The organism is Catellatospora sp. KI3, from assembly GCF_029948125.1.
In the GTDB taxonomy this organism is placed as follows: domain Bacteria; phylum Actinomycetota; class Actinomycetes; order Mycobacteriales; family Micromonosporaceae; genus Catellatospora.
The window spans coordinates 81,824-94,404 of the sequence record NZ_JASAMB010000009.1 but is presented as its reverse complement, the minus strand read 5'-3'; the positions used below and the strand labels follow the sequence as shown (position 1 = coordinate 94,404).

9 protein-coding genes are annotated in these 12,581 nt (G+C 73.0%); 2 read left to right on the top strand and 7 right to left on the bottom strand.

The features are described 5' to 3' along the window. Window positions 1-97: 97 nt before the first annotated feature. A complete protein-coding gene (locus QEZ54_RS16590; RefSeq protein WP_281305511.1) occupies window positions 98-1,237 on the top strand; it encodes a substrate-binding domain-containing protein in 1,140 nt (379 codons plus the stop codon). 43 nt (window positions 1,238-1,280) lie between these two features. Further along, window positions 1,281-2,930, top strand: a complete 1,650-nt coding sequence (locus tag QEZ54_RS16585; protein WP_281305510.1) for a heparinase II/III family protein — start codon at window positions 1,281-1,283, stop codon at window positions 2,928-2,930. Between the two features lie 88 nt (window positions 2,931-3,018). Here QEZ54_RS16585 and QEZ54_RS16580 read toward each other — a convergent pair whose 3' ends face one another. The 7 genes from QEZ54_RS16580 to QEZ54_RS16550 form a co-directional block, all read right to left on the bottom strand. Beyond that, entirely contained in the window at window positions 3,019-4,359 is a 1,341-nt protein-coding gene (locus QEZ54_RS16580; protein WP_281305509.1) for a carbohydrate-binding protein, read from the bottom strand. 400 nt (window positions 4,360-4,759) lie between these two features. Next, on the bottom strand, window positions 4,760-7,513 hold the full coding sequence (locus tag QEZ54_RS16575) for a DUF5682 family protein (RefSeq protein ID WP_281305678.1): 2,754 nt from the start codon (window positions 7,511-7,513) through the stop codon (window positions 4,760-4,762). 47 nt (window positions 7,514-7,560) lie between these two features. Then, window positions 7,561-8,673, bottom strand: a complete 1,113-nt coding sequence (locus QEZ54_RS16570) for an AAA family ATPase (protein WP_281305508.1) — start codon at window positions 8,671-8,673, stop codon at window positions 7,561-7,563. Window positions 8,674-8,684: 11 nt separating this feature from the next. Next, window positions 8,685-10,007, bottom strand: coding sequence for a VWA domain-containing protein (locus QEZ54_RS16565; protein WP_281305507.1), 1,323 nt, complete (start codon window positions 10,005-10,007; stop codon window positions 8,685-8,687). Next, complete coding sequence (locus QEZ54_RS16560) at window positions 10,004-11,383, bottom strand: hypothetical protein (protein ID WP_281305506.1); 1,380 nt, start codon at window positions 11,381-11,383, stop codon at window positions 10,004-10,006. The genes QEZ54_RS16565 and QEZ54_RS16560 overlap by 4 nt, the downstream gene beginning before the upstream one ends. Next, window positions 11,383-11,886: a hypothetical protein gene (locus QEZ54_RS16555; RefSeq protein ID WP_281305505.1), complete on the bottom strand. Its 504-nt coding sequence runs from the start codon at window positions 11,884-11,886 to the stop codon at window positions 11,383-11,385. The genes QEZ54_RS16560 and QEZ54_RS16555 overlap by 1 nt, the downstream gene beginning before the upstream one ends. Before the next feature lie 266 nt (window positions 11,887-12,152). Further along, a complete protein-coding gene (locus tag QEZ54_RS16550; RefSeq protein ID WP_281305504.1) occupies window positions 12,153-12,542 on the bottom strand; it encodes a VOC family protein in 390 nt (129 codons plus the stop codon). Window positions 12,543-12,581 lie beyond the last annotated feature (39 nt).

Sequence of the window (12,581 nt, the reverse complement as noted above, 5' to 3'; positions counted from 1 at the left end):
CGAATTTGTTCGTTTGACCTTGCGGGGCACGGGGCAGTCGCGGCAGGGCAGCCGTGCACAATCGAGCCGACGCGCGTACACCATGGAGGTCCCGTCCGTGACCCTGCCCGAGCCCCCGCTGCTGGCGGACCAGCGCCGCGAGCGGCTCCTGGCCGACCTGCGCGCACACGGCTCACTGCGGGTCAGCGAGATCGCCCGCGCGCTGGGCGTCACCACCGTGACCGTGCGCCGCGACATCGCCCAGCTCGTCGACGAGGGCGCCATCGAACGCGTCCACGGCGGGGTCCGGCTGCCGCGCGGCACCGAGGCGCAGCCCCAGGTCACCGCCGCGGTGGAGGACCCGGCCCGGCCCCCGGGCGGCGACGAGGCGACCCTGCCCGTGGTCGGCATGGTCGTGCCGTCGCTGGACTACTACTGGCCCGAGATCATCCGCGGCGCCCGCGACGCGGCACCCGACGCGGGCGTGCGCGTCGTGCTGCGCGGCTCCTCCTATGCGGACGTCGCCGACGTGCACCGCCAGGCGTCCTGGCTGGTCGACACCGTCGGCGCGCAGGGCCTGCTGATCGCGCCGCCCACCCTCGGCGACGAGGCCGCCGCGCTGATCACCTGGCTCGCCGGACTCGCCGTCCCGGTGGTGTTCGTCGAGCGCACCGCCACCGTCGGCCCCTTCCACGAGTACGTCGAGTCCGTCTCCACCGACCACGCCTTCGGCGCGAGCCTGGCCGTGCGGCACCTGGTCGCCGAGGGCCACCGGCGGATCGGGTTCCTCGCCTCCGGCAGCAGCCCCACCACCGCCGCGGTGCGGCGCGGCTGGCAGCGGACCGCCGTCGAACTGGGCCTCGAACTGGACGGCACACCGGAGGTGATCTGCGCCGACCACCGCGAGCCGAGCTGGAGCGACGACGTCGGCCGTACCATCGACGCCTGCCTGGCCACCGGCACCACCGCGCTGCTGGTCCACTCCGACCGGGAGGCGATCTCGCTGGTCGCCCGGTGCGAGGACCGCGGCATCCAGGTCCCCCGCGACCTGGCCGTGGTCGCCTACGACGACGAGATCGCGGGCCTGACCAACCCGGCCCTGAGCGCCGTCCGCCCGGCGAAGTACACCATCGGCGAGACCGCGATGCAGCTGCTGGCCAGGCGCATCCAGGGCGGCGCGGACCGGCCCGTGCACCGGGTGCGGATCAGCCCGCAGTTGATCGTACGCGACTCCAGCCGGGTCCGCGCCCGCCCGTGACCGGCCACGGCGTGCCCGCGCCACGAGAGAACGGGATGCACCCATGCCCAGTGGATTCGCCCCTCCGGCCGCGGCGCTGACCTCGCTGCTGCGCGACATCCGCGCGGCTGCCGACGGGCCGGTGCCCGAGCTGAGCTTCACGGCGTACCGCGACTTCTTCGACACCGGCAACCGCGTGCGGTACGAGCGGCTGTACTTCCGCCGCCGCGCCCGCCTGGCCGCCCGCGCCGCCCAGGCGCTGCTCGACCCGGCCGCCGACCTCGGCCCGCTGGCCGACACCCTGTGGTCGGTCTGCGACGAGTACACCTGGGCGCTGCCCGCGCACATCCACTACGGCGGAGATCCGCTGCGGTGCCTGGACCTGTTCGCCGCCGAGACCGCGCACACCCTGGCCGAGACCGTCGCCGGGCTCGGCGACCGCCTCGACCCCCGGGTCCGCGACCGGGTCCGCGCCGAGATCGACCGCCGCGTCTTCGCGCCGTACCTCGACGAGCAGGCGCTGAGCTGGGAGGGGTTCGGCAACAACTGGGAGGCCGTGTGCGGCGGCGCCACCGGGATGGCGGCGCTGGCGCTGCTCGGCGACTCGGCGGCCGACGCTCCCCGGCTGGCCGCGATGCTGGCGCGCGGCCGCCGGGCGATGGACCGCTACCTGGCCGGGTTCGGTGACGACGGCGGCTGCGTCGAGGGCGTGGACTACTGGGTCTACGGCTTCGGCTACTTCGTCTACTTCGCCGAGGGGCTGCGCGAGCACACCGGCGAGGACCTGCTGGCCGCCCCGAAGGTACGCGAGATCGCCGCGTTCCCGCACCGCGTAGCCCTCGGCGACGGCGCCTACGTGCCGTTCTCCGACGCCACCGAACGGCCCTGGCTGCCCGCCGGTTTGCTCACGCGGCTGGCTGAGCGCTTCGGCACCCCGCCGCCGCAGGTCGTGCCGTCCTTCCACGACGACCACTGCTACCGCTGGGCGCACCTCGCCCGCACGCTGGCCTGGTACCGTCCCAGCGCGCGGCAGGCCGCCGCCGAACCGGCGACCTTCCTGCCCGACCTCGGGTGGGTGCTCCATCGCGGCAGGCACACGTTCGCCGCCAGAGGCGGCCACAACGGCGAGCCGCACAACCACAACGACCTCGGGCACTTCGTCCTGCACACGCACGGCGAGAGCGTGCTCGACGACCTCGGCCCGGGCGAGTACACCGCCGACTACTTCGGCGACCGCCGCTACGACTCGCTCCACCCGTCGGCCCGCGGCCACTCCGTCCCGGTCGTCGACGGCCGCCTCCAGCTGCCGGGGCGGGACAGGGCGGCGAAGGTGCTGCGCTACGCGGCCGACGCGGAGGCGACCCACTTCGACCTCGACCTGACCGCCGCGTACGAGGTGGACGGGCTGCGCTCGCTGATCCGCCGGTTCCGCTGGTCGCCGACGGGGCGGCTGGAACTGACCGACGAGATCGTCGCCGACCGGCCGCTGCCGATCGAGGAGGTCTTCGTCAGCCGCCGCCGACCGGCGCTGTCGAGCGGCGCCGCCGACTGGGGCGGCCTGGTCACCCTCTCCCACACCTGCCCGGCCGTGTCGCTGGACGAGGAGGTCGCCCCCGACCTCCACGCCCGGCCCGACCGCGTATACCGGCTGCGCTGCGCGTTCACGGCCCCAGCCGGACGGTCCACCCGCGAGTTCAGGTTCTACCTGGCCTGAGCGGTTCCGCCGGGCGCACGGCGGCCCGGCGGCGGCGGGCACCGGCAGGGCGGGAGCCGGTGCCGACTCCCGCCCGGTACCCACCCCGTCAGGACACGACGATGCGGTCCAGGTCCGGCGCCCAGCCGGTCGCGTTGGCGAAGCGGATCGTATTGGCTCCGGCCGCCAGGTTCAGCGTGACGCTGACCGAGCCGATCGTGTTCCAGCCGCCGGTGCCGGGTGTGCTGACCGAGACCGGGGTGCCGCCGTTGACGCTGAGAGTCACCGACCGGTTCTCCCCGGACGCGTAGTAGACCGTCACCGCACGGCTGCCCGCCGTGGCCGCGTTGACGTTGTTGACCTGCAGGTAGTTGGCTGTGCCGTTGCCGACGTAGCCGACGACCGCACCTCCCGACGCGCCCGCCAGACTCCGAACGGCCGCCTGACCGCCCCGGGTGTTGCCGCTCGCCTCGGCCTCGTACGAGGTGGTGGCCGGCGGTGCGGTGCCGATCTGGTCCAGCCAGTCGTCGTTGGCGTGCACCATCGAGAAGGTGAGCGCCGGGCAGTCGAAGCTGCTGCCCGACGGCGGCCGGGTGGTGTCGGTCGGCGCGTTCGCGGCGGTGGCCGGGGTCCAGGTCCCGTTCACCGACAGCTGGATGCTGCTGCTCTCGAACGCCCTGCCGGCCATGTCCTTGCAGTAGTAGCCGGCACCCGTGGCCGGGTTCACCGACGTGTAAACCTCGAACATGTCCCAGCCGAACGGGAACTGCGGCAGGTCGTACACCCCGGAGCTGGTGAAGTACACGTCCCAGGCGTGGGTGGTGAAGTTGTACAGGTACGCCGTCCAGGTGTTGGCCGTGGTCGACGTCTTGTGCTCGTCGAAGCTGTACGCGGGCCGCCCGTTGACCATCGTCGTGTACGCGGCCAGGAACGACGCGTTCATGGGCGTGAGCTTGCCGACGCCGTCGCGTCCGCCGCACCAGTCCCAGGCCCACAGGTTCGGCCCCGTCGGCGTGTACGCGGTGGTCATCTCGATGCAGGCGCTGCCGACCGGGATCGCGGTCGGCGCGTACACGTAGTCGCCGCCGGTGGTCGTGGTGCCCGCGCCGGTCACGACGCTCTGCGTCGCGCGCAGGCCCTGGCTGGCGTTGATCGGGAAGCGGATGCCCCACGAGGTGTGCAGCTGAGCGGCGGCGAGTGCCGAGGTGCGGGTGGACCGGAAGTGCTCGGCGGCCGCACCGGCGGCCTGCTGCGCGGCGGCGCCGGTGAGGCCGGGCACCACGCCGCCGATGGGGGCGACGGCGCCACGCAGGGCGGGTGAGTCCGCCACGGGCCGGGCCAGTCCGGCCGAAGCGGCAGGGCCGGTCGGCGGGGCGGCTGCCGCGGCGGATGAGATGGTCAGGGCGAGGACGCCGACGACGGCCAGCGTCCATGACGGACGAAGGTGCATGGCTGTTCCCTTCCGGGGGATGGTGAACGAGGGGCGCCCACCCGGAAGGTCGCCGATTACGTGCTGCGTCCGGACCCTAGAACCACGCAAAGACACCTGTCAATCACTTGGCGTAGGCGGGATGGCGCCAAATCCGACAAACCGCCCCGCACCTAACCACGTGTCGCGCGACGCACCCCGCGAAGATCACTGCCTGCGGTCAGAACGCCCACTTAAACAGGGCTTTTTGGCCGCAGGCGGCGATCTTCCGTCAAGATCGCCACCTGCGGTCGCTCCCCGGTCGGCCACCCCGCACCACCCGACAGTGATCACGGCGCCAGGGTGGCGGCACACCGTCGACCCCTGCCATAAGTTCATGATCAACCGAGAGGTGGGCGGGTGGGGTGGGGTGGGGGTGGGGTCAGTGGGCGCCGATGGTGTGGGCCAGGGCGGTGGCGGGGGTGGGGTGGCGGGTGAGGAGGGCGTGGAGGGAGTTGTCGGGGGCGGTGGGGATGGTCACCGTCCAGGGGTCGTCGCAGCCGAGTAGGGCGGCGAGGGCGTCTGTCGTGTCTGGACGGCTGGTCAGCAGGGTGGCGACCGGGACTGCGGCCGTCGGGCCTGCCGGTGCCGCAGCGGTGGGCGGGACCGTCGCCGACCAGGGCGGGGTCCAGGTGTCCAGGGTGGCGAGGTTGCCGGGGAACATGCGGCCGGCCTCGCGGGCCAGCAGGGCGACGTGGTCGCCGCCCTCCTTGCGCAGCGTGGTGATCAGGGTGGGCAGCCACGGCAGCAGGATCGGGTCGGGCAGCCGCGCGAACGCCTGCGAGATCACCTCGACCACGAACCCGGTCAGCGCCGGAACCGGTTCGAGCGCCTGCACGAACCCGCTCAGGTAGTGCGGGTACGCGGGCAGGACCAGCGGGTTGTCGAGCAGCTGCGAGGTCCGTTCCCGCAGCTCCGCGCGGGTGAGCACGCCGAGCTGGTGCTGGGCCGCCCACAGCAGCGCGGTCTTGGCGGGCGTGGTCGGGTGCGACTGCGCCACCGCCAGCTCCAGCTGCGCCCGGTCGCAGCCCAGCGACAGGGCCAGGCTCTCCATGCTGAACAGGAAGCCCAGCATCGCCGCGACCTGCCGGGTGCCGGACTCGGCGTCGACGAAGGCGTTGGGCAGCAGCGTGCAGTAGTGCGCGTACCCGGCCTTGACGAACGACTCCAGCCAGGCGGGCAGCACCGGCTCGGTGGCCCGGTAGTGGGCCAGCAGCCGCCGGGCCCGCCGCAGCACCTCGGGTGCGTCGTCGACGGTGCGCTCGGCGGCGAGCAGGTCGACGGCCCGCGAGCCGAGCTCGTCGGCGAAGCGGCGGCTGCGCAGGTACAGCGTGGCGTCCTCGACCGCGCCGAGGGCGACCGCGGCGGTGGCCTGCGGCCCGTACACGGCGCGCCGCAGCCGCTGCTCCAGCACCTGCTCGACGGTGATGCCCTCGTAGCCGAGCTCGATCAGTTCGCGCTGGTGGGTGCCGAGGGCGAGGTCCCACGACTCCTGGATCGGCTTCTCCCCCAGCCGCCGCTCCCCCATGATCGGGCGTACGGCGCTGCGCGGCAGCAGGTAGCGCAGGATCCACAGCAGATCGGAGCACCGGGCCAGGGCCGGGTCACCGGCGATGTCGAGCAGCGCCCGCTGCACGCCGCGCTGCTCCAGCTTGAGGTTCAGCGGGGCGAGGCGGTCGTGCACGTCGCGGGCCAGCGGCGGCAGCGAGTCGTAGCCGACCTGGCCGATCCGGTCGCCGCCGAGCATGATCTCGCACAGCCGCCGGACGTCGCGCCGGCCGGGCACGCTGTCCTTCTCGATGCAGGTGACGGCGGCGTCCTGGAAGTCGTACGGCGTTGGCCGGGCCCGCCCGCGCATGCCCGCCAGCAGGATCGACGTCTCGAACACGGCGATCGCGTCGGCGGTGCTGGACAGGTAGCCGTTGCGCCGGGCCAGCCGCACGATCTCGACCGACCAGCCGAGCAGCTCGTCCTCGTCGAGCGCGTCCAGCACGGGCGGCCGGGCCAGGAACCCCGACAGCCGGTCGGCGACCTGCTGCGACTCCACCGACACCACGGCCGACGCCCTGGCCTTCTTCTTCCCGGCCGCGCTGCCGCCCTGCTGCCCCTCCAGCCGGTACGGCACCACCCCGGTGCGGGTGACCGACTTGGCGAACACCGCCGCCGCGATCGACACCGACCCCGAGGCCAGCCCGAACTGCGCCTCGATCGCCGAGTGGCTGGACGGGATGAGGCCGTGGTGCCACTTGGTGGCGGTGCGGGGGCTGATCTCGTACGAGTCGTCGCCGTGCAGCCCGAACTCGGCCACGTGGCTGGCGGCGTGGAAGGCGCCGCAGACGTACAGGCAGTCGCCGCTGTCGGCGCCGGAGGCGGCCAGGTGCTGCCGCATCCGGGTCCACATGTAGCGCTCGCGCTCCTCGTCGGAGGCGACGCGGTCGTGCGCGCCGGGCGCCAGCCGCCGGAACAGGCTGCCGACCAGGACCATGACCTGCCGGTACGTGTCATAGTCGGCGTCGCCCAGCGGCTGCTCGACGTACTGGTCCCACCACTCCGACCAGTGCCGCACCTTGCCGTGGTGCAGCAGGTGCTGCTCCAGCTCGGCGAAGCGCGGCCGCAGGTCGCCGATCTCCACGCCGACGGCGTCGCCGTGCAGCTCGGCACCCTCGACCGGCTCGCCTTCCGCAGGTGCGGCGGCCGGTTCGGCAGCCGCCTTGTCCTTGCGCGGCTGCCACTGGAACACGTGGTCGGTGGACCGGTCGACGAGCACCAGCTCGACCCCGGGCGTGTCCAGCGCGTACGCGATGGCCTGGTATTCGGCCGACGCCTCGGTGACCGGCGCGACCACCGACAGCGGTGCCCAGTCCTGCGGGAAGCCGTCCAGTTCGGACGCGAACGCCTGCACCGCCACCGGCAGCTTGCAGTTGCGCAGCTCGGTGAGCAGCGGCGTCATGTCCTCGCACAGCTCCAGGTAGATGACCTTGGGCTGCTTCTCGCGCAGCCGCCGGGCCATCGCGACCGCCGAGGCGGGCGAGTGGTGGCAGACGGGGAAGATCTCCAGCGGCTCGGCCAGGGCCCGGCCGACGTCGTCGACGATGCCGGACAGGATCCCCGACAGCGCGTCCGGGGTGTCCGACATCGCCGCGGCGGCGTCGAGCAGCTGCGAGCGCAGCGCGTCGAAGGTGGTCACGACAGGGTCTTGATCGCTTCGCGGCCGCCTTCGAGGAACTGCGGCCACAGGCCGCCCTCGGCCTTGCTGCGCGGCTCGACCACGCCGTGCCAGTACTTGTTGAGGATGGCCAGGTCCTCGGGGGTGCGCCGGGCCAGCGAGCCGACCAGCGACCCGGCCAGGGTCTGCGGCTGCAGGGACCGGTCGCCGAAGAAGTTGCTGTGCAGGATCGCGTCCTCCAGCACGCCGATCTGCTCGGCGGTCGACAGGGCCGACTCCAGCTTCTCGTCGTCGCTGCCCGCCGACGCGGCGGCGGCACGCAGGTCGGCGAAGCTCTGCAGCAGGATGTCGAGCAGCGTCGGCGGCACGTCCAGCTCGATCTGGTGGCGGCGCAGCAGTTCCACGGTGCGGAACCGGACGATCTCGGCCTCGCTCTTCTTGTTGGTCACCACCGGGATGCGCACGAAGTTGAACCGGCGCTTGAGCGCCGAGCTCAGGTCGTTGACCCCCCGGTCGCGGCTGTTGGCGGTGGCGATGATGGAGAAGCCGGGCTTGGCGAAGACGATGTTGTCGTCGTCGAGCTCGGGGATGGAGACGTACTTCTCGGACAGGATCGAGATCAGGGCGTCCTGGACGTCGCTGGTCGAGCGGGTCAGCTCCTCGAACCGGCCGATGACGCCCTGCTCCATCGCGGTCATGATCGGCGACGGGATCATCGAGGCGCGGGACTGGCCGTTGGCGATGACCGCCGACACGTTCCACGAGTACTTGATGTGGTCCTCGGTGGTGCCCGCGGTGCCCTGCACGACCAGGGTCGAGTTGCGGCAGATCGCGGCGGCCAGCAGCTCGGCCAGCCAGCTCTTGCCGGTGCCCGGGTCGCCGATGAGCAGCAGGCCCCGGTCGGAGGCCAGCGTCACGATGGCCCGCTCGACGAAGCTGCGGTCGCCGAACCACTTCTGCGGGACCTCGCGGTCCAGGCCGTCGGCGCGCTCGGAGCCGAGGATGAACAGGCGCACCATGCGCGGGGACAGGCGCCACGAGAACGGCTTCGGGCCGGTGTCGATCGACTCCAGCCAGTCCAGCTCCTCGGCGTACTTCGTCTCGGCGGGGGCGCGCAGCATGTCAGACATCGGTGGTTCTCCTAAGCCAGGAAGTTCTTGAGTTCGAACACGAGCTTGCTGATGTGGCCGGAGATCACCGGCGTGCCGAGGTCCTTGAACCGCTGCCGGAACCAGGGGTTGACGATGCCCTGGCCGGAGCTGGTCACCGACCCGACGGGGATGAACTTGACACCGGAGCGGTGCACGGCGGTGATCCCGTCGAGCAGCGGCTGGGACCGGTCGAACTCGTAGAAGTCCGAGATCCAGACCATGGCCGTGTTGCGCGGTTCGGAGATCTTCGGGCGGGCCATCGCCATCGCGATCGGGCCGTCGTTGCCGCCGCCGAGCTTGGTGCGCAGCAGCACCTCGAACGGGTCGTGCACCCACGGGGTCAGGTCGATGGCCCTGGTGTCGTACGCGATCAGGTGCACGTCGACCTTCGGCAGCCCCGCGAAGATCGAGGCGAGGATGGTGCAGTTGACCATTGAGTCGAGCATCGACCCGGACTGGTCCACCACCACGATCAGCCGCGACGGCGTGGTCCTGCTGGCGGTGTGCCGGTAGAACAGCTTGTCGACGTAGAGCTTCTGGTCCTCGGGGCTCCAGTTGGTCAGGTTCTTCCAGATGGTGCGGTCGAGGTCCAGGTTGCGGAACACGCGCTTGGGCGGCACGCTGCGGTCGATCGTCCCCACCGCCGTCCGCTCCACCTGCGTACGCAGCACCGCCGCGACCTCGTCGACGAACCGCCGGATCAGCGACTTCGCGTTGGCCAGCGCCACCCCGGACAGGTTGGACTTGTCCCGCAGCAGCTGCTCGATCAGCGACATGCTCGGGGTGAGCTGCGCGGCGAGCTTCGGATCGGCCAGCACCTCGCGCAGCTGCATCCGGCCCACCAGGTCACCCTCCAGCTCGCCGAGGGTGGTGCCCATACCCCCGCCGTCCTGCCCGCCGCCCTGGCGGCGCAGGCTGCCGGGCTCCTGCCCGAGCGCCCGTTCCAGCCAGCCCGCGTCGGACTGCCAGCGGGCCAGCTTGGTCGCCGACACCTGGCCCGAGCCGGTGTCGAACACGTTGAGCAGCAGCTTCGCCGCCAGCGCGGCCCGGCGCACCTCGGCGGCGCCGTCGCGCTCGCCGTCCGTGGTCTCCGGCTTCATCAGCCCGTCGAACTCGGTCGCCAGGTCGGGAAACCGCTGCACGATGGTGTCGACCGACACCTGTGGGTCGAGCAGGGCGGCGGGCAGGCCCGCATCCTCCACGACGGCCAGGCTGGCCTGCTCCAGGGTGGCCTGCTCCTCGCGGCTGAACAGCCGGGCGATGAGCCGCCAGTAGAGGACCTGGCGGCGGTTGAGGTCGGAGTCGGTGGTCATCGCCGCAGCAGCCTTCCCGCGCGTTCGCGCAGCACCTTCACCGCGTCGGCGGCGGCCGCCTCGACCTTGGCACCCGCCGCGTCGGTGGCGCCGCCTGCCCAGGCCCCGGCGTGCACGGCGGCGGTCTTGCGCTTGACCGGCGCCTCGACCGCGATCGGCTGGATGCTCCAGCGGCCGTCCCAGCGCAGCAGACCCAGGCAGGCGGTCGAGGCCGCGACCAGCTCGGGGGTGAGCGGACCGGCGTTGTGCAGCCGGTCGATGTCGACGGCCAGTTCCAGCCCGGCCAGGGCGAGGGTGACGCCGTCGTCGGTGGCCGCAGCGGTGTAGCCCTCGATGAGGACCGGTTCGGCGATGCGGACCGGGTGCCGCTCCAGCGGCGCGACGGCGGGTGCGGCGGCGGTCGCGAGCTGCACCCGGGCGGTGGCGAAGGCGTCGGCCGGTGCGCCCATCGCCGCGTGGGAGTTCGACCACAGCAGGTCGCCGCCTGCCGTGACCGGCATGTCGGTCAGGTCCATCGCCCGCTGCTCGGTGACCGCCGCCAGCAGCGAGCAGTGCCCACGCAGCAGCTGCCAGGTGCCGGGGCCGACCAGGGTGTCGACCTTCGGCGCGGACACGCTCGCCCGCACCAGCCGGGCCCCGTCGGCGGTCTCCAGCACCGCGTGCACCTGCGCCTGCACCGCGGTCGGGTGCTCCTGGAGGTCGACGCCGAGCGGCAGCAGCCGCCCGGAGACGGTGCCGCCGGGTGTCGGCGCGAGCGCGCCCGGCTGCGCCAGCAGCACCGCCCGCGACCACAGGTCGGCCCAGCGGCGTACCGGCACCCGGGGCATGGTCGCGCCCGGCGCGCAGGCGCGCAGCTCACCGGCGAAGCCGTCGAGCAGCAGCCCGAGGCGGCGCAGCACCGGGTCGGACAGCAGCGCCTGGATCAGCTGGTCGGCGTGCGACACCAGGTCGTGGTCGAGGCCGCGCCAGCCCGCGACGGCCAGTTCGGACAGCCAGGACCGGGCCGCGGCGAGCAGGTTCTCGCCCCCGGTCGCGGCCGCGGCCGCACCGGACCACCCCGGCCGGGTATGCCCCGAAGCATCGTCCAGCCGGGACAGCAGCTCGTCGTGGCAGGCGCCCAGCAGCGCCGAGCGGGCCGCGACCAGCGCCGCCAGGTGCTCGTCGGATATCGAGCCGGCCACGGTCTTCTCCACCGCCTCGGCGGCCCGGCCGGACAGCGGGGTGCCCGCCACCGCGGCGGCCAGCGCGTGCAGGGCCGTGATCTGCTCCGCGCCGGGCCGCAGCAGGCCCGGCACCAGTGCCCCGTCGAAGCCGGCGACCACCTCGTACGCCGCGTCGACGCCTTCCGGGGCCGTGGCCAGCAGGTCGAACCGCATCAGCGCACCGCCCCGCCCGCCGGGAACCAGTGCATCTCGGTGACCGGCTCGGTGGAGGCGGACAACTCCAGGTACGCCAGGTGCCGCAGGAACCGCGCGAACACCGGGGCGCCCGGCGTGACCGCGTGCCCGGCCTTGACCGCCACGAGCACGTCCCAGCCCGTCGACGCGCCCTCGGGCAGGTCGGCGCGCAGGTAGCGGGCGACGCGGTCGATGCCGTACTGCAGCACCGCCTCGTCGGCCAGGGCGCGCAGGTGGTTGCAGCCGCTGAGCCGGATGCCGCCGCAGGGGCGGTTGTTGTTGGTGCTGCAGTGGAACGTGTGGTCGGCGGCGGACAGCGAGGAGACGTACACCCGCTCGATGTCCGAACCGCTCGACACGACTCCCTGCAGGCGGCCGTCGGCCAGCTCCACGAACGGCACCTTGGCCAGCTTGCGCGGCCGGGCCGGGGCGACCACCCGCGCGGCGCTGCGCTGCTCGAACGGTGTCAGGGCAGCATTCACCCGCAATCCACCTCCTCGTCGGTGTTTCCACCGGCCGAGTTCGGCTGCGGCGGCGCGGTGGAAACTACCGGCGCCGCCCGACACTTTCCACTCCGGCGCCGCGTCCAACGATGTCCAACGATGCGATCACCGCCAGGCCGGCCGTGCCATCCTGCGCCCACGGCCGAACAGATCGACCTGTCCCGTGGTGGCCACGTTCGCCTACTGGTGACCGACGCTCCGTGCCGGTCCCGGAGGTGCAGCCGGGACCGGCACGGACTCGGGCCTCAGTACGACTGGAGCTCGATCAGCACGCCCTCGGGGTCGCGCAGGTGCGCCGTACGCAGCCCCGGACCCCAGTCGGGCCGGTCGGCCGGCGCCGCGACGAGGGTCGCGCCGTGCGCGAGGCACAGCCGCGTGCCCGCGTCGACGTCGCCCACCCGGCAGACCAGCATGACCGGGCCGGTCGCGCCGGGTTCGCCGCCGACGACAGCGGCCATGCCCCGGCGGTCGAACAGCGACAGCAGGCCCTGGCCGTCGACGTCCCAGCTGGCGTACGGCCCGCCCGGCCCGCCCGCGGCGAGCTTCGCGCCCGCCAGCTCGGGCAGCACCGCCTCGTAGAAGCCGAACGCGGCGGGAAAGTCGGCGACCAGCAGGCGGGGGTGCAGTGCGTCCATGACTCGCTCCAAAAATAGTGGGTGCAGACCCACTATAGG

What these genes read in the sequence shown, in the direction of transcription:
- QEZ54_RS16585 (WP_281305510.1), top strand. Translation starts at nt 1,281, where the DNA reads ATGCCCAGTGGATTCGCCCCTCCGGCCGCGGCGCTGACCTCGCTGCTG.
- QEZ54_RS16580 (WP_281305509.1), bottom strand. Translation starts at nt 4,359, where the DNA reads ATGCACCTTCGTCCGTCATGGACGCTGGCCGTCGTCGGCGTCCTCGCC.
- QEZ54_RS16575 (WP_281305678.1), bottom strand. Translation starts at nt 7,513, where the DNA reads ATGTCGGACACCCCGGACGCGCTGTCGGGGATCCTGTCCGGCATCGTC.
- QEZ54_RS16570 (WP_281305508.1), bottom strand. Translation starts at nt 8,673, where the DNA reads ATGTCTGACATGCTGCGCGCCCCCGCCGAGACGAAGTACGCCGAGGAG.
- QEZ54_RS16565 (WP_281305507.1), bottom strand. Translation starts at nt 10,007, where the DNA reads ATGACCACCGACTCCGACCTCAACCGCCGCCAGGTCCTCTACTGGCGG.
- QEZ54_RS16560 (WP_281305506.1), bottom strand. Translation starts at nt 11,383, where the DNA reads ATGCGGTTCGACCTGCTGGCCACGGCCCCGGAAGGCGTCGACGCGGCG.
- QEZ54_RS16550 (WP_281305504.1), bottom strand. Translation starts at nt 12,542, where the DNA reads ATGGACGCACTGCACCCCCGCCTGCTGGTCGCCGACTTTCCCGCCGCG.